Origin of the sequence: Collinsella intestinalis DSM 13280 (genome assembly GCF_000156175.1) — a bacterium.
GTDB classification, from domain to species: Bacteria; Actinomycetota; Coriobacteriia; order Coriobacteriales; family Coriobacteriaceae; genus Collinsella; species Collinsella intestinalis.
Window position 1 is genome coordinate 639,154 of record NZ_GG692710.1, and the last position, 16,000, is coordinate 655,153.

13 protein-coding genes are annotated in these 16,000 nt (G+C 63.7%); 5 read left to right on the top strand and 8 right to left on the bottom strand.

Translation table 11 applies throughout. The features are described from left to right. Positions 1–3: 3 nt before the first annotated feature. From COLINT_RS02980 to COLINT_RS02990, 3 genes are all read right to left on the bottom strand, one after another. Complete coding sequence (locus tag COLINT_RS02980) at positions 4–1,170, bottom strand: pyridoxal phosphate-dependent aminotransferase (RefSeq protein ID WP_006722861.1); 1,167 nt, start codon at positions 1,168–1,170, stop codon at positions 4–6. A gap of 136 nt (positions 1,171–1,306) precedes the next feature. Continuing rightward, entirely contained in the window at positions 1,307–2,239 is a 933-nt protein-coding gene (locus COLINT_RS02985; RefSeq protein ID WP_039910295.1) for a 1-phosphofructokinase family hexose kinase, read from the bottom strand. 293 nt (positions 2,240–2,532) lie between these two features. After that, the gene (locus COLINT_RS02990) at positions 2,533–4,533 is read right to left on the bottom strand and encodes a fructose-specific PTS transporter subunit EIIC (RefSeq protein ID WP_006722863.1); all 2,001 of its coding nucleotides are present in this window, start codon (positions 4,531–4,533) and stop codon (positions 2,533–2,535) included. Positions 4,534–4,744: 211 nt separating this feature from the next. Between COLINT_RS02990 and COLINT_RS02995 the strand changes: the two genes are divergently transcribed. Next, on the top strand, positions 4,745–5,611 hold the full coding sequence (locus COLINT_RS02995) for a MurR/RpiR family transcriptional regulator (RefSeq protein ID WP_006722864.1): 867 nt from the start codon (positions 4,745–4,747) through the stop codon (positions 5,609–5,611). A gap of 43 nt (positions 5,612–5,654) precedes the next feature. Here COLINT_RS02995 and COLINT_RS03000 read toward each other — a convergent pair whose 3' ends face one another. Further along, positions 5,655–7,754, bottom strand: a complete 2,100-nt coding sequence (locus tag COLINT_RS03000) for an NAD(+) synthase (protein ID WP_006722865.1) — start codon at positions 7,752–7,754, stop codon at positions 5,655–5,657. A gap of 125 nt (positions 7,755–7,879) precedes the next feature. Further along, on the bottom strand, positions 7,880–8,587 hold the full coding sequence (locus tag COLINT_RS03005; RefSeq protein ID WP_169302866.1) for a phosphatase PAP2 family protein: 708 nt from the start codon (positions 8,585–8,587) through the stop codon (positions 7,880–7,882). A 187-nt stretch (positions 8,588–8,774) separates the two neighbouring features. On the opposite strand from COLINT_RS03005, the gene COLINT_RS03010 reads away from it, so the two are divergent. The 4 genes from COLINT_RS03010 to COLINT_RS03025 all read left to right on the top strand — a co-directional run bounded on the left by COLINT_RS03010 (position 8,775) and on the right by COLINT_RS03025 (position 12,683). After that, the gene (locus COLINT_RS03010; protein ID WP_006722867.1) at positions 8,775–10,292 is read left to right on the top strand and encodes a Y-family DNA polymerase; all 1,518 of its coding nucleotides are present in this window, start codon (positions 8,775–8,777) and stop codon (positions 10,290–10,292) included. Between the two features lie 4 nt (positions 10,293–10,296). Further along, positions 10,297–10,650 carry a YolD-like family protein gene (locus COLINT_RS03015; protein ID WP_050750559.1) on the top strand — a complete coding sequence of 118 codons (354 nt, stop codon included), beginning with the start codon at positions 10,297–10,299 and terminating at the stop codon, positions 10,648–10,650. 113 nt (positions 10,651–10,763) lie between these two features. Further along, positions 10,764–11,402 carry a lactate utilization protein gene (locus COLINT_RS03020; protein ID WP_006722869.1) on the top strand — a complete coding sequence of 213 codons (639 nt, stop codon included), beginning with the start codon at positions 10,764–10,766 and terminating at the stop codon, positions 11,400–11,402. Between the two features lie 39 nt (positions 11,403–11,441). Next, positions 11,442–12,683, top strand: coding sequence for an iron-containing alcohol dehydrogenase (locus COLINT_RS03025; protein ID WP_006722870.1), 1,242 nt, complete (start codon positions 11,442–11,444; stop codon positions 12,681–12,683). 112 nt (positions 12,684–12,795) lie between these two features. Here the strand turns inward: COLINT_RS03025 and COLINT_RS03030 are convergent, their stop codons facing one another. The 3 genes from COLINT_RS03030 to COLINT_RS03040 form a co-directional block, all read right to left on the bottom strand. Continuing rightward, positions 12,796–13,623: a YaaA family protein gene (locus COLINT_RS03030; RefSeq protein WP_006722871.1), complete on the bottom strand. Its 828-nt coding sequence runs from the start codon at positions 13,621–13,623 to the stop codon at positions 12,796–12,798. 87 nt (positions 13,624–13,710) lie between these two features. Then, positions 13,711–14,547, bottom strand: coding sequence for an amino acid ABC transporter ATP-binding protein (locus COLINT_RS03035; protein ID WP_006722872.1), 837 nt, complete (start codon positions 14,545–14,547; stop codon positions 13,711–13,713). Between the two features lie 12 nt (positions 14,548–14,559). Further along, on the bottom strand, positions 14,560–15,951 hold the full coding sequence (locus COLINT_RS03040) for an amino acid ABC transporter permease (protein ID WP_006722873.1): 1,392 nt from the start codon (positions 15,949–15,951) through the stop codon (positions 14,560–14,562). Positions 15,952–16,000 lie beyond the last annotated feature (49 nt).

Sequence of the window (16,000 nt, forward strand, 5' to 3'; positions counted from 1 at the left end):
AGGCTAGCCCAAAATACCCGCTTCTTCGATTGCGGAAACGGCGCGCTCAAGCCCCTCGGGAGGCAGCACGAGCGCCATGCGGACATATCCCTCGCCATGGGGGCCGAAACTCGCTCCCGGGGTCACGATAACGCCGGCCTTCTCCATGAGCTCCTCGCAGAACGCCATCGAATCGATTCGGCCGCCGGGCAGCTTCACCCACACGAACATGGAACCGTGCGCGTTCGGGCGCTCCCAGCCCAAACGCTCAAGACCGTCGCACAGGGCGTCGCGGCGCTCCTGGTACCTAAGGCGCTGCGCCTCGACCTCCTCGAGCGGGCCCTCGAGCGCGGCAATCGCCGCCTTCTGGATGGGCATGAACATGCCGAAGTCGATCTGACTGCGCAGCTTGGTGAAAGCGGCGACCACGTCAGGGCGTCCCACCAGAAAACCGATGCGCGCGCCCGTGACGTTGAAGGACTTGGAGAGGGAGAAGAACTCGACGCCCACCTCGAGCGCACCGGGGTGCGCCAGGAACGTACCGCCGGCGGGACCGTCGAACACGATGTCGGAATAGGCGTTGTCGTGCACGATGAGCAGGTCGTGCTCACGGGCGAACGCGATGATCTCGTCGTACAGGGCGTCGTTACCCACCGATCCCACGGGGTTGGCGGGAAGCGACACGATCATGTACTTGGCGCGGTCGGCAATCTCGGGATCGATGCCGGCGACATACGGTAGGAAATCGTGCTCGGCGTCGAGCGGGTAATACGCGAGCTCGGCGTCGGCGATCTTGGCACCCGCCTCGAAGACGGGGTAACACGGATCGGGCACGAGGATCGTGTCACCAGGATTCAACAGCGCCAGGCCCAAGTGACCGACGCCCTCCTGAGTGCCGTTGCAAGAAGCGACCATGTCGGGCGTGATTCCCGCGACACCAAAGCGGCGCTCGTAGTAATCGCAAACAGCCTGCTTGAGCTCGGGCAGGTCGCGTAGCGAGTACTTCCACATCTGCGGGTCCTGGGCGGCCTGCGTGAGAGCCTCGACCACGTGCGGGTACGGCGTGAAGTCGGGGGTGCCCACGGACAGGTTGTAGATGGTACGGCCCTGCTCCTCAAGCGCGACGCGACGGGCGTTTAGGGACGAGAAGACCTCGGCGCCGAAGCGGTCGAGGCGATGAGAAAACTGCATGGGCTGTTCCTTTCTCACAGATGGCGTCGGACATGGCGGATTCGCTCGTATGAGAAAAGGGGCCGAAAGCCCCTTTCCCCTTTGACTATACGCCATGTATCTCGCCGAAACCACGGTCGTCCGGCGACGGGAGTCCCTACTTCAGCAGGCGGACCTCAATGCCCTTCTCATATTCCTCAACGTGCGCGAAATCGCCCAGGCCGGCGCATTCGACCACATTGGCACCGGTTGCCATGGAACGGCGCAATGCATCCTCCACGCGGTCGCGCTCGGAGAACCAAATGGACAGGAAGGCCGCAAGCGAAGAGTCGCCGGCGCACACCGTGGAACGGACCTCGACCTCGAAGGTGCGGTTGGCAAACCAGATGTGCTCGCCGTTCGAGAAGTACGCGCCCGATCCACCCAGGGTGAGCAGGACATTTTGCGCCCCGCGGGCATGCAGCTCGGCCATGGCGGCGGCAACGGATTCCTCGTCGCCGGCATGGACGTCGATGCCGAAGATATCACGCAGCTCATCATCGTTGGGCTTGATGAGCAGGGGCTCGAGTCCGAGCAGGTCGGCGAGCTGGGGGCTTGAGATGTCGAGCACGAACTGCGCCCCGCGGGCACGGACGCGCTCGATGGCGCCTCGCAGGAAGCCCTCGGAGGCATTCGGCGGCAGCGAACCCGAGATCGCCAGGCAATCGAGGTCCTCGAGCCCATCGATGAGCTCGAACATGGCACTCTCGTCCGCATCGGTGATGGCGGCGCCGGAGTTCACCATGTTGTACTCGGTATCGGGACCCGCATTCAGGAAAACGTTCACGCGCGTAATGCCCTCAGTCCAAACGGGATGAACGTCGACCCCGAGCTCGCGGGCGCCTTCGACGATGTAACGGCCGGAAAAGCCGGCGAAAAAGCCGAGGATTGCGGTGTCCACGCCGTAGTGATTGAGCGTGAAGGAGACGTTCAGCCCCTTGCCGTTGGGAGTGTACACGGCATCGCGCGTACGCGTGACCGTATTGGGCTGCAGGCCATCGCAGGAGATGTTGTAGTCGATGGCCGGATTGGGGGTGAGAGTGTAAATCAAGGTGTTCCCTTTCTCGAAGCTGCCGTGAATCACCGCAATGTCGCCGTGAAACAGAAAAAGAAGGCACGTGAGGCGCCCAACCACATGAATCCGGGCTGCCCAAAACATATCTGTACGTTTTGGGGAAGGTTTTGGGGTGCTTGAAGGATATACGCCGCTCGAATGCCGGCGTTTCCGCAGGAAAGCCCCTCGGGGAAGAGGCCGCACAAAGGAAAGACCGCCAAAACCTCCCCCAAATCGTACAGGTTGCCCGACGGTGCGACAGGGCACCGCCGGGCAAACACGATAACTGTTTACGCGAGGCGCTCGTTGATGAGCTTGGCGATCGCAGCGGGGTCGTCGGTCGACTTGACGGCGGCGCGGAAGGCCTCATCAGTCAGGGCCGTAGCCACCTTGGAAAGAATCTGCAGGTGGGAGGTGCCCGCCTCGGATTCGGGAACGAGAAGGGCGATGGCGCAGGTGACCGGGGACTCGTCCATGGTCTCCCAGGAGGCGATGCCCTCGGAGCTCTTCAGCACCATGACCTGGGCGGTCTTCACCGTATCGGACTTGGCATGCGGGATGGCGAAGCCCTCAACCATGCCCGTGGTGCCCTCTGCCTCTCGCTTGAGGAAGGCGGCGTACAGGGCGGCGGAGTCCTCGGCGATACCCGCCTCGACGGCGCGCTCGGAGATAAGGGCCAGGGCGGCGTCGCGATTCTCGACCGTCTGGCCGCAGAGCACGTCGGAAGCCTTGACGAAGCCCTCGTCGGAAGCCTGCTCAGCCTCGATGGCGGCAACCTCTGCCGTGGCGACCTCGGTCTCAGCGGCCTTCTGGGCCTTCGTCCACTCGTGCTTCTTGAAGGCGACGAACAGGATACCGCCCACAACGGTGCCGATGGCGATGGCGAGCACCCACATGGGGGCGTTCTCGACGACGGGCAGGACCAGGAAGCCGCCGTGGGGCGCGGGGTCGTGGACACCGAACATGAGGCTCAGGATGGAGGCGATGGAGGAACCGATCATCATGATGGGCATGACCGGCCAGATGTTCTTGGTCATGAACGGGATGGCGCCCTCGGTGATGTGGGTGCAACCCAGGATGAAGTTCACGATACCGGCGTCATGGTCCTCCTGGGAGAAATACTTCTTGCCCACGACGACCGCGAAGGTGGTGATCAGCGGCGGGACGATGCACGCGGCGGAGACGGCGGCCATGAAGTTGGTACCGAAGTTGTAGGTCTCGGTGCCCACACCGGCGGCGAGGGCCTCGGTGAGCATGGCGGTGCCGGTGACGTAGGCGGCCTTGTTGACCGGGCCACCCATATCGACGGAGCACATGCAACCGATCGCAAGGCCGAGCACGATAGCGCCGGAGGCGGACAGGCCCTTGAGGAAGTCCATCATCGCGGTGTTGATGGCGGACATGGGACCGGAGATGGCGAGCATGACCAGGCCGACGATGAGCGTGGAGAACAGCGGGTAGAGGAAGATCGCCTTAAGGCCGTTGAGGTTGGCCGGGAGCTTGGCGAAGACCTTCTCGAGCAGCAGGATGACGTAGCCGGCCAGGAAGCCGCCCACGATACCGCCAAGGAAGCCGAAGCCCACGCCCGCACCGCCGGCGTCGATCATGCCGGTTGTGGCGTTGACGGGCAGGCCCTGGATGGCGATCATGCCGGCGACGAAGCCGGGAACGAGCGCCGGGCGCTTACCGATGGACTCGGCGATATAGGCGGAGAGCACCGGAACCATGAGGCCCATGGCCACACCGCCGATGATCTTGAGCATCGCGGCGAAGCTGTTGTAGTCGGCCGCGGTGGAATCGAAGGACGTGATGCCCCACAGGAAGGACAGCGCGGTGAGTACGCCGCCGGCGACGACGAACACCAGCATGTGGGAGACGCCGTTCATAAGGTGCTTGTAAAGCTGATGACCGAAAGACTCCTTCTCACCGGTGGCCTCGGCGGACTCGACGGCAACGGCCAGACTCGGATCGGCCTTGGCGACCAGGGCGTCGTCGATCAGCTTGCCTGCGGCCTCGACGGCAATGGCGCGGGACACGCCCACGGAAACCATGGGCTTGCCGGCGAAGCGCTCGGCATGGACGTCCTTATCGGCGGCGACCACGACGGCGCGAGCGCCGGCGATCTCGGCGGCGGTGAGCTCATTCTCAACGCCCACCTGGCCGTGCGTCTCGACCTTGATGGTGAGGCCTCGCTCGGCCGCGGCCTTCTCGAGCGCCTCCTTCGCCATGAAGGTGTGGGCGATGCCCGTGGGGCAGCCCGTGGCAGCGACGATGTCGTACTTCTCTGCCATATTCCCTCCCTTATACTCGTGCACCCCTTTGGTGCTTGTTGACAGGAACAATCTATCACGCGGGCATTTGATGGCTTTCTTTCACGCCTGCATCTTTCCGTGAAAGGTACTTCAGCGCCGATGAACGGTATGAAACTTCCATTCATCTGATTGATGATGAAAGAAATCAATCATTGGGTATCCTAGTTATATATGAACCCGAGGAGGAACCATGTCCACGATCACCGAATTGCCCAGCGCCCTGCCGCTCATCACATCTTCGCGGCAGTTCCTCGACAGCGAGCAGCACATCGTCGACTTTATCCTGGCCAATACCGAGCGTGCGCCCCAGATGACATCTGCCCAGCTCGCTCGTGCGAGCAGCACCTCAGAAGCGTCTGTCTCGCGCTTCTGCAAGAAACTTGGATTCAAGAATTACCGCTCGTTCCAATTCTCCCTCGCACGCGACCTTGCGGCCCGCGAGGGCGATGAGCGCGTGACGGGCGAAGTCACCCTCGATGACATCGAGCAATCCCTCGCCAACATCAAGCACGCCAAGCAGCGCGAGATCGAGGCGACGCTCGATGCGCTCGACCCCGATACGCTGCGCCGCGTCGTCGATCTATTCCGACGTGCGGGACTCGTCATGTTCGCCGCCGTGGGTAACACGAACGCCGTCGCCATCGACGCGGCCATCAAGTTCGGCCAGCTCGGCATCCGTTGCGTCGCGAACACCATCACGGAGAGCTCGACCTCGCTCGCCCTCACCATGGGCAAGGACGATGTGCTGGTGCTGGTCTCGAATTCGGGCAAGTCCCAGCGACTCGAGCGCATCCTACGCGCGGCCAAACACGGAGGCGCGACCGTCATCCTCATCTGCGGAAACGAGAACGCGCCCCTCGCGCGCCTGGCGGACATCGTGCTGCGCACCGTCAATTACGAAGCTCTTCTCACGACTGTCGACTTCACGTTCTCCAAAATCTCGGCGACGCTGATCATCGAGGTCATCTACAGCTTCCTGCTTTCCGTCATGCCGGGGGCCCGCGACCGCATCAGCGGTTACGAGGAGCTCATCCAACCCGACAAGGAGATGGAATAACCCTGTCCCGCCGGCCGGATGGGAGGCAAAAAGACGTGGGCGCCTACGCGCTCAGGCTGTCGACCTCCTCGAGCCAGAGGGCCGCGGAGGCGTCGCTCGGCATACGCCAATCACCGCGGGGGCTCACGCTCACGGAACCGACCTTGGGGCCGTCGGGCAGGCAGCTGCGCTTGAACTGCTGGGCGAAGAACCGGCGGTAGAACGTGCGCAGCCAATACAGGATCGTCGCAGGCTCGTAGGCGGGCGCCCCGTCCGAGCCGAGCTCGGCGAAGGTGCGGCACGCCATGCGGTAGATCTTGCCCGGAGCAAAGCCATAGCGCATCATGTGGAACAAGAAGAAATCGTGCAGTTCATACGGGCCGACGAGCTCCTCGGTGCACTGCGCGATCTCACCGTCGCCCGTAGGCGGCAATAGCTCGGGTGAGACGGGCGTGTCGAGGATATCGCGCAAGATCGCGGCCGTCTCCCCGCCCAACGAATCGGCGGCGTGCGACACCAGATGGCGCACGAGCGTCTTGGGCACACCGGCGTTCACGCCGTACATACTCATATGGTCGGCGTTGTAGGTGGCCCAACCGAGCGCGAGCTCGGACAGGTCGCCCGTGCCGATCACGAAGCCGCCGAGCTCGTTGGAAAGGTCCATGAGGACCTGCGTGCGCTCGCGGGCCTGAGCATTCTCATAGGTGACATCCGTCACGCTCGGATCGTGACCGATGTCGGTGAAGTGCGCGCGCACAGCCTCGCCGATCGCGATGGTGCGAAAGTCGACGCCCAGTTGCTCGGCCAGGCGCTCGGCGTTGGACTTGGTGCGGCCCGTCGTGCCGAAGCCGGGCATGGACACCGCATGGACGCCCGTGCGGGGCAACCCCAGCATATCGAAGGCGCGCACCGTGACGAGCAGGGCGAGCGTGGAATCGAGGCCGCCCGACAGGCCGATCACGGCCGAGTGGGTACCGGTATGGGCAAGGCGCGTCTTGAGACCGGCGGCCTGTAGGTCCAAGATCTCCTCGCAGCACGCGGCGCGACGCGCGGGATCCGTGGGCACAAACGGAGTGCGCGGTGCGGGGCGCAGCACATCGAGGGCAGAATTGAGCAGCAGCTCGGTGTCCTCGGCGGGAAGGACCGTGGGCTGATCCGACGCTTCTGTGATGGACTCGCAGGCAGCAGAGACGCCCCCGCTGGTCTCCGTGAAGCTGAAATCGATTATCTGCAGATGGTTCATGCACCACTCCCCGGCGCGCCACGTGTTGGAGCGCCGACGCTCGGCCATGAGCTTCTCCAGATCCACATCGGCCACGGCCATCTCGCGCGAGAACAGCGAAGTGCTCGCCACGATCGAGCCGTTCTCAGCGATGAGGTTCTCGCCCGAGAAGACGAGGTCGGTGGTGGACTCACCCTCGCCCGCGTTGGCGTAGGCGTAGGCGCAGTACAGGCGCGCGCTCTGACCAGACACGAGGCTGCGGCGGTACGCCGACTTGCCCAAGATCTCACTCGACGCGCTCGCGTTCAGAATGACCGTCGCGCCGCCGGAAAGCGCCATGTCAACCGAGGGCGGGTTGGGGACCCACAGGTCCTCGCAGACCTCGACGCCGATGCGCACGTCCTCGAGGCCGGGGTCGGAACAGGTGTAGACGATGCCGCCCATGAGAGGCACGGAGTCCTGGCCGGCGAACGGGATGAACCCCGACCCGTTCACGGGCGCGGGCGCGAACCAGCGCTGCTCGTAAAACTCGCCGTAATTGGGCAGGTGGCGCTTGACGGTGAGACCCAGCAGGCGCCCCGCGCAGCATGCGGCGACGCAGTTATAGACGTTCTCACGATGCGCCACGGGTAGGCCCACGGTGAACAGCAGCGGTGTGTCGGATGTGTCCTCGAGCAAGCCGGAGAGCGCGGACTCAGCTGCGCGCAGCAGGGCGCGGTCGTGGAACAGGTCACCGCAGGTATAACCCGTGAGGCAGAGCTCGGGCAAGGCCAACACGCGCGCACCGGCACGAACGGCCGCGTCGACACACTCGAGAATGGCGGCGGCGTTGCCGGCCACATCCCCCACGCGGATCTTGGGCGTGGCCGCGGCGATGCGCAGATACCCGTCGCTCACCGCGATCTCACTCGTTGCCTGGCAAGCGGCCTTGACCTCGTCCATGCGAGCCTCCTGAACTGTTCGTCATTCACGACGCCTATTGTACCCGCCCCAGCGGACGGAAGCGCAGCGGACAAACGTCGCATTTGAACGGCCGATGAGCAAACGGGGCCTTGGCAGACGGGGCTTTAGCCCACACGTTTCGCCGCGGTCAGCATCGGCCCGGCCACCTTGGTGTAGACCGCCAGCCAGATGAGGGACGCGCAGAAACCGCCGAGCACGTCCGAGGCGTAATGAACACCCAGGTACACACGGGAGAAGCCGACGGCGGCAATCATCACGCACAGACACGCGGTCAATCCGGCGCGCGCACGACGGTCGCGCACGTAGCGCCAGGTAAGCCAGATGAACAGCCCGAAGAACGCCATGGCCGCCATGGAGTGGCCGGAGGGGAAGCTAAAGCCGCCGATCTCGACCAAACGCAGGGAGACATCGGGGCGGGGACGCTGGATTGCGAACTTTAGCAGCTGGTTGAGAATGGTGGATCCCGCAAGGTTGACCGTGCAAAACCAGCCCAGGCCCTTCAGGCCACGCGAGCGCCCGGCGAGCGTCACGGCGAATATACAGGCGAAAAGCGGCACCGGCGTGACCAAAAACGAGACCATCTCCATGATGGGGGTCAGCCATGCCGTGCGAACATGCCCGACCATAAGCGCGATGGCCGAGCGGTCGAGCGCCATGATCTCGCCCGCCAGCACACGGCTGAGCAGGATGAGGAACACGAGCAGGCACACCGACACGATGACGAACCGCCTGTTCTCGCACAGCCGCTGCGCGATATCGCCCATGCATGCGATGCCATCTCCCAAACCAGTCGATTGCTTCTCCTCAGTCATAAAACCTCCGCCGGGCAGCGCGTCCATCGAACATGTTGTGCCAATTCCATGGCGGGATTGTACCCGCGCCCGCGCACGAGCAGCGAACCTTCGCCAAACCCACAGGCACGCGACGCGTTTGACTCTGTCCGCACGGGACCATATCATCGAACAGAAGTTCGGAACACATGTTCGATGGGAGGATCCGATGGGAAAGCCGGCAGCGGGAGCACTCGGCCGTGAACGCACCTACATCTGCATAGACCTAAAGACGTTCTACGCCTCCGTCGAATGCGCCGCGCGCGGGCTCGATCCGTTCACGCAAAACCTCGTCGTGGCCGACACCTCACGTGGCCGCACCACCATCTGCCTGGCGATCAGCCCGGCCATGAAAAAGCTCGGCATACGCAACCGCTGCCGTCTCTTCGAGATTCCCCAAAACATCGACTACATCGCAGCCCCGCCCCGTATGCGCCACTACATGGAGATCTCGGCGCGCATCTACGGCATCTACCTTGAATATGTGAGCCCCCTGGACGTCCACGTCTACTCGATCGACGAGTGCTTCATCGACGCGACATCCTATCTGTCACTCTACGGCCTCACAGCGCGCGAGTTCGCCGATGAACTGCGCGGCGCCGTGCTCGCCCGCACCGGCATCACAGCGACCGCGGGCATCGGGCCCAATCTCTTCCTGGCGAAAGTCGCACTCGACATCACGGCCAAGCATGAGGATGACGGCATCGGCGAACTGGACGAGGAGCGCTTCAGGCAAGATATCTGGCGCCATCGCCCCATCACGGATATATGGGGAATCGGTCCGGGCACCGCCGAGCGCCTTGCGAAGTACCGCGTCTACGACCTCATGGGCGTCGCCGCGCTCGACTCCCGCATCCTCTACCGTGAGTTCGGCGTGAATGCCGAATACCTCATAGACCATGCGCACGGCATCGAACCCTGCACCATCGCCGAAATCCAGGCGTACCGCCCACAGGCGACCTCCATGGTGAACGGGCAGGTGCTCTCCCGCAACTACAGCTACGACGAAGCGCTCACCGTGCTCCGCGAGATGGTGGAAGCCTCGGTGCTCGAGCTCGTCGAACGGGGCGTGGTAGCCAGTTCGATCTCACTGCATGTGGGCTATGGCAGCGAGGTCCGCGAGCTTCGAAGACTCGACGTAAGCGGCAGCGCGTCGTACGTGGACGGCTGCGGCCATCGGCGCAGCACCACCGCGGAGGACATCCCTCGCATCACACCGCGGCCAGGCGAGAACCGCGTCGAACCCACGCGGAACGGCGATCGCGAACGCGACCTCTACGCCGAGGGCGCGCGGCGCGCGGGGGCATTCACCGGGGAACATGGAACGAGACCGGCCGGCGGGAGAGGCGCATACGCGCACGCGGGTAAGCAACGCAAGCTGCAGGAGCGAACGAACTCGCGCCGCAAGCTTCAAGAATACTTCGAGCGCCTGTTCGCCGAGTCGGTCGACCCCCGCCGCCCCATCAAGCGGCTGAACATCGGCTTTGGCGACCTGCTCCCCGAGGAGTTGGCCACCATCGACCTCTTCACCGACGTCGAGGCAGAGGCCCGGGAACGGGAACTGCAGCGCGCCATCATCGACGTGAAGGGACGGTATGGAAAAAACGCACTCGTCATGGGGCGGAGCCTGCGCCCCGAGGCGACGGGGCGCGAGCGCAACGAACAGGTGGGAGGACACCATGCGTGATCACATGAATGCACAAGAGGCCGCGGGCGCGGGTCCGCTGACGGCAAACGGCAAACCGAGGGCGAGCAGAGCGGCCCAGTTCATGCCCTTCGCCGCCCTCACCGGCTACTACGAGCTCGCGCGGCAGCAGGAGCGCATCACCGAGCCCCGCCACGAGCTCACCGAGGAGGAGGCCCTGGCCCTTTCCCGCACGATCATGCAGGTGAAAAAAGGCGATCTGGTGCGCGTGACCTATTACGACTGGGACACCTACCGCACCGTGTCGGGCATCGTCGCCCGCATCGACTTTGCGTTTCGGCGAATACAGATCGTAAAGACCGTCATCGGCTTCGATGACATCTTGACCATCAAACGCTAGCACCACCGGCACCGGAGTCGTGCCACAATGGAACAGATCGGGCTTACGGGAGATGGAGCTGCCAAGCTACCCCCCCCCACAACCCGCACCGCACACCAAGCCGAGGAGGCAGCATGGAAGATGTGAAGAGGACCGCACGCCGCACCACCGCGGAGCACATCATCAAGAAACTCGCGATTCGCAACATGACCGGCCACTACCGCCATACCGCCGCAGAGGCGGTCGAGCTCGCACGCGACCTCGTAGAACCGGGCCAAAGCGTCACCTGGGGCGGAAGCGTCTCGTTTTCCGAAAGCGGCATCAAAGCGGCCCTGGAGGCCGACGGTCACCGCATGATCGACCGCTCGCAGGCCACCACGCCTGAGGAGCAAGATGCCATGTGGCGCGAACAGGTCGGCGCAGACTGGTTCTTCATGGGCACCAACGCCATCACACTCGACGGCGAACTCGTCAACATCGACGGCAACGCCAACCGCCTCGCTCTGTTGCTCCATGGTCCCAAGCATGTCTGCGTCATCGCCGGCATGAACAAAGTCGTGGCGGATGTCGAAAGCGGGCTCAAACGCATCCGCACCGTCACATGCCCGCTCAACGCCGCGCGCCTACACACCGGCACCCCGTGCGAACTCGCCGGCGTCTGCTCGAACTGCCACGCCGAGAAATGCATGTGCTGCCAGGAGGTCATCACCCGCCACTCGCGCCACGATGGGCGCATCCACGTCATCCTCGTCGGAGAGGACCTCGGCTTTTAAGAACCTGCGCGTCGGAGAGCCCGACAGGAAAGGACATCCATGAACAATTTCACCTTCTGCTCCCCCACCAAGTTCGTATTCGGCCGCGGCGTCACCGATACGGTCGGCGCCGAGCTGGCGGAAGCCGGATATCGCCGCGCCCTGATCGTATACGGCCAGGGCTCCGTGGTCCGCACGGGCACGCTCGACCGCGTAAAGGCCTCACTCGACGCCGCCGGCGTGTCCCATGTAGAACTGGGCGGCGTGCGCCCCAATCCCGAGATCGCCCTCGTGCGCGAGGGCGCGGCGCTCGCCGAGCGCGAGCAGGTCGACATAGTCTTGCCAGTCGGCGGCGGCTCGGCAATGGACTGCGCCAAGGGGATCGCAATCGCCACGGGCTATACCGGCGATGCCTGGGACTTCTGGTCCAAAAAGGCAACCGTCGAGCACTGCCTGCCGATCGCGACCGTGGTGACCATCCCCGCCTCCGGCTCCGAGGCCTCCAACTCCTGCGTCATCAGCAATGACGCCGAGGGGCTCAAGAGCGGCTGCAACAGCGAGCTCATCCGCCCCAAGATTGCCTTCCTGGATCCCGAACTCACCTTCACCCTCCCGCCGTATCAGACGGCGGCGGGGGTGACCGACATGATCGCCCACATCATGGAGCGCTTTTTCTCCGGAGAGCCAGAGGTGGGCGCGACCGACAACATCGCCTGCGGCCTCATCCGCGCAGCCATCGATGCGGCCCGCATCGTGATGGACGAACCCGAGAGCTACGATGCGCGAGCCGAGCTCATGTGGATCGGCACACTCGCACATAACGGCCTGGCAGGCTGCGGTCTGGGCATCCCCGGCATGCGCGACGGCGACTGGTCCTGTCACGGCATGGAACATGAAGTCTCGGCCGTCGATCCGCGCATCACGCACGGCGCGGGCCTTGCCGTCATCTTCCCCGCGTGGATGCGCCATGTGTGGAAGAGCCATCCCGAGCGCTTCCTCACCTTCGGCGCCGAGGTGTTCGGCATCGAACCCATCGACCCCGAGGTGGACGACCTGTCCGACATCGACGAGGAGATCACGCCCGAGCGCGCTGTACATGACGCCGTCGAAGCGACCATCGACGAACTGCAGGACTTCTTCATGTCCATGGGTATGCCCTCCACGCTCGGCGAGCTCGGTATCGCAGAAGATGACATCGACCAGATGATCTGCGGTCTGCGCGTGAACCGCGGAGAGAGCTTTGGCACATTCCGCAAGCTCACCCTGGAAGACGCCCGGGAAATCTACGAGAGCGCCTTGTAGCCCGGACCCGCTTGCACGACAGCGCCCCATCCGAAAGGCGCCTCGCAGCCCCTCATACCGGGAGCCGCGAGGCGCCTTCTCACACATTCCGATGACAAACCAGCTGACGTGCCTATCCCCTCATGAAGACAAGGGTCTGCCCTTTCGCATCTCCCTGGGATAGATCGGGGTCGAATGTATAGCCAACGTCGAAGTGTTTAAGCTCCTCAGCGCGATGCACTCCACGCTCCGCCATCCAACGAACCATGCTGCCGCGCGCGATCTTGCTCGCGGTCGAACGCTGGATTGGCCTGCCGTTGCGCAAACCCTCACCGAAGATGCACGTGACCTCACGTGCTCCGTCAGGTCGATGCGGAAGCACCGCCTTGGAATACTCCACGCTGGCCAGATTCACAATTTCGACCACATCGTCCGGCCGTGCGTCCAACTCGGCACACACGGCCCGTGCGATCGAATCGCCCCAAAACGCATAGAGATTCTTCTCCCCATCCACGGACAATTTGGCACCCATCTCCAAGCGATACGGCTGAACAGCATCGAACGGTCGAACGCAGCCATAGAGCGCGGAAAGCACCCACAGATGCCCCTGCAACCACTCGAGCGCGGCGGCGTCGAGCACGTCCGGCGCCATGCTGCGGAATTGAATGCCCACATAAGAGAAGATCGCGGGAGAGACAAGGCGAGACAGTTCCGCATCCCCAAGGAGATTCGCGTCGACAATGTCTCGATAGCTATGCAGGCGGTCCATGTTCTCGGCCAACAACCTGTCGTTGACGCCCCACAGTGCTTGCAACCCCTCGCCCCCCTGCTCACGCTCGATTGTGCGCAGGGCATCCATGACGTGGGCGGTCTTCTCCGAAAGCGGCGGGATGCCACGTGGGGCAAACCCATCACGAGCCACCTGCATCTGCTTTGCGGGAGAGATGATGACCTGCAACATGAAAAAGCCTCCGAGCGCTCGAGTACCCGACCCATTATGTCAAAGGTACCCGGGCGCTCGGGGCACATGCACGGAATCGATGTTCGCCTACGAGATATGGCCGAGGAAATCCTTGGTTCGTTCCGATTGCGGATGGTCGAACACCTGCTCGGGAGTCCCTTGCTCCACGATAACGCCCCCGTCCATGAACACCACGCGATCGGCGACGTCACGGGCGAACTGCATCTCGTGCGTGACGACGATCATGGTCATCCCCTCGCGAGCCAAGTCGCGCATGACGCCCAACACGTCGCGCACGAGCTCGGGGTCAAGCGCACTCGTCGCCTCGTCGAAAAGCATGACGTGCGGGTTCATGGCCAGGGCGCGCGCTATGGCGACGCGCTGCTGCTGACCGCCGGAAAGCTGAGAAGGCATAAAATCCACGCGATCGGCAAGGCCGACCTTCCCCAGCTCCTCGACCGCGATGCGCTCGGCCTCCTCACGGCTGCGCTTGAGCACCTTTTGCTGCGCGATCATCACGTTCTTTTTCGCCGAGAGATGCGGGAACAGGTTGAACTGCTGAAACACCATGCCCAAGGTTGAGCGGACCTTGTTGATGTCCACGCCCTTCCCGGTAATGTCTACACCCTCGACCACGATCGAGCCCGCGGTGGGCGTCTCGAGCAGGTTAACGCACCTCAGCATCGTCGACTTGCCGGAACCCGACGGCCCCAGCACCACGACGACCTCGCCGCGATGCACGTCCAGGTCGATTCCGCGCAGGACCTCGTTGCCGCCGTACGCCTTGTGCAGTCCCCGAATCTGCACCACGGGGGCATCGCCAGCAGAGGGCGCCGCTTGAACACCGGCACCGGTGCCCGCATCCGCGCGCCCGTCAACGGGTACGCCCTCGACCGCGGCGTCGCGCTTCGTCACATCAGTCATCTCAAGCACTCCCTACAGGTTGGCGATATGGTCGGCAGGCGTGGGCACCATGGTCCCCGCGCTCTTGGCGGGTTTCTTGCCGAGGGGGCCCGCATTGGTGCCCGCCGTGGCACCGGTGAGGCGCAACTCGAGCAGGCTCACCACGCGAGCGAGCGGCAATGTCACCACGAGGTAGAACAGAGCGGCGACCACATAGGGCGTGATGGACCCGGTCGTGGCCACGATGGTCTTCGCGTACATGACGATCTCCATGACACCAACCGCCGCGAGTAGGGACGTGTCCTTATAGAGCAAGATGAACTCGCTGGTGAGCGTGGGAATCACGTTGCGGAACGTCTGCGGGATGATAATCGAGACCATGGTCTGGGCCGCGCTCATCCCCAGCGAACGAGCGGCCTCCGACTGACCCTTGGGGATGGACTGGATGCCCGCACGGAAGATCTCGCACAGATAGGCGGCGGAGTTCATCGCCATGACGATGACGCCGAGCGTGTAGTTATCGATGTTGACTCCGGCGAGCGGCAGGCCGAAGAACGCGATGTAGATCTGCAGGAACGCCGGTGTGCCGCGGATGAGGTTCACGTACACGGCCGCAAGTGCGCGCAAGATGCGCGACTTCGAGATGCGCATGAGCGCGAACAGGAAGCCGAACGGGATCGCCAGCGGGAACGCAACGAGTACGATGGCGACCGACATCAAAAAGCCGCCGAAGATGATGGGCAGACTGCTTACGATGAGCACGGGGTTGAAGAACAGACGCAAGAACGTGTTGGAGTTCCATACCTCGACCCAGGGCTGCTCCTCGAGGAAGGCCTTGAACTGGTCGAACGGCGTCACACCCTCGATCTCGACCGCGGGAATGCCATCGACGTCATGCTCGTGCCCATCCGCAAGCGTATAGGAGCCCGCGCATTGCATCGCGCCGCCTGTAGCGGGGAAGACGACACCGTAGAGCTCGACTCGGAAGAACCGCCCCGCCGGCGCCGCCTCGGGGAACACGAGCTCAAGCGTCTCGCCCTCGACCTTGATCTTGGGTTCGATGAACGCGCGCTCCATGAGGTCCTCGCCTGAAAGCATGGTGAGGCGGAGGTCTTCGGTTGTGAAGGACGTACCCTCGGGGACGGTGAGCGAGAGCCCCGTGAGCTCCTCATCCGCATCCGCCTGGACCTCCCAGGTGATGCGCGTCTCGGTCCCGCCGAGGACCTCACTGCCCGCGTCTCCGTTGGGCTGGCAGGTAAGCTTCTCGACCTCGAGTGCGTGGGCAGGGACGGCGCCCGTGCCGCATGTCACCCCGAACGCCACCCAGACGAGGCACATCGCGACGCACAGGCGCGCCGCGATGCGGAGCGCCGCGCAAGGAGGCGTGCCCGATGTTCCCCTCGTCAAAGAAATCCCGGTATCCATGGCTCTTTCCTCTTTCAATCATGCGGGACACTCTGCCGTAAAGTGCCGT

What these genes read in the sequence shown, in the direction of transcription:
- COLINT_RS02980 (WP_006722861.1), bottom strand. Translation starts at nt 1,170, where the DNA reads ATGCAGTTTTCTCATCGCCTCGACCGCTTCGGCGCCGAGGTCTTCTCG.
- COLINT_RS03035 (WP_006722872.1), bottom strand. Translation starts at nt 14,547, where the DNA reads ATGACTGATGTGACGAAGCGCGACGCCGCGGTCGAGGGCGTACCCGTT.
- COLINT_RS02995 (WP_006722864.1), top strand. Translation starts at nt 4,745, where the DNA reads ATGTCCACGATCACCGAATTGCCCAGCGCCCTGCCGCTCATCACATCT.
- COLINT_RS03000 (WP_006722865.1), bottom strand. Translation starts at nt 7,754, where the DNA reads ATGGACGAGGTCAAGGCCGCTTGCCAGGCAACGAGTGAGATCGCGGTG.
- COLINT_RS03030 (WP_006722871.1), bottom strand. Translation starts at nt 13,623, where the DNA reads ATGTTGCAGGTCATCATCTCTCCCGCAAAGCAGATGCAGGTGGCTCGT.
- COLINT_RS03040 (WP_006722873.1), bottom strand. Translation starts at nt 15,951, where the DNA reads ATGGATACCGGGATTTCTTTGACGAGGGGAACATCGGGCACGCCTCCT.
- COLINT_RS03020 (WP_006722869.1), top strand. Translation starts at nt 10,764, where the DNA reads ATGGAAGATGTGAAGAGGACCGCACGCCGCACCACCGCGGAGCACATC.
- COLINT_RS03025 (WP_006722870.1), top strand. Translation starts at nt 11,442, where the DNA reads ATGAACAATTTCACCTTCTGCTCCCCCACCAAGTTCGTATTCGGCCGC.
- COLINT_RS03010 (WP_006722867.1), top strand. Translation starts at nt 8,775, where the DNA reads ATGGGAAAGCCGGCAGCGGGAGCACTCGGCCGTGAACGCACCTACATC.
- COLINT_RS03015 (WP_050750559.1), top strand. Translation starts at nt 10,297, where the DNA reads ATGAATGCACAAGAGGCCGCGGGCGCGGGTCCGCTGACGGCAAACGGC.
- COLINT_RS03005 (WP_169302866.1), bottom strand. Translation starts at nt 8,587, where the DNA reads ATGACTGAGGAGAAGCAATCGACTGGTTTGGGAGATGGCATCGCATGC.
- COLINT_RS02990 (WP_006722863.1), bottom strand. Translation starts at nt 4,533, where the DNA reads ATGGCAGAGAAGTACGACATCGTCGCTGCCACGGGCTGCCCCACGGGC.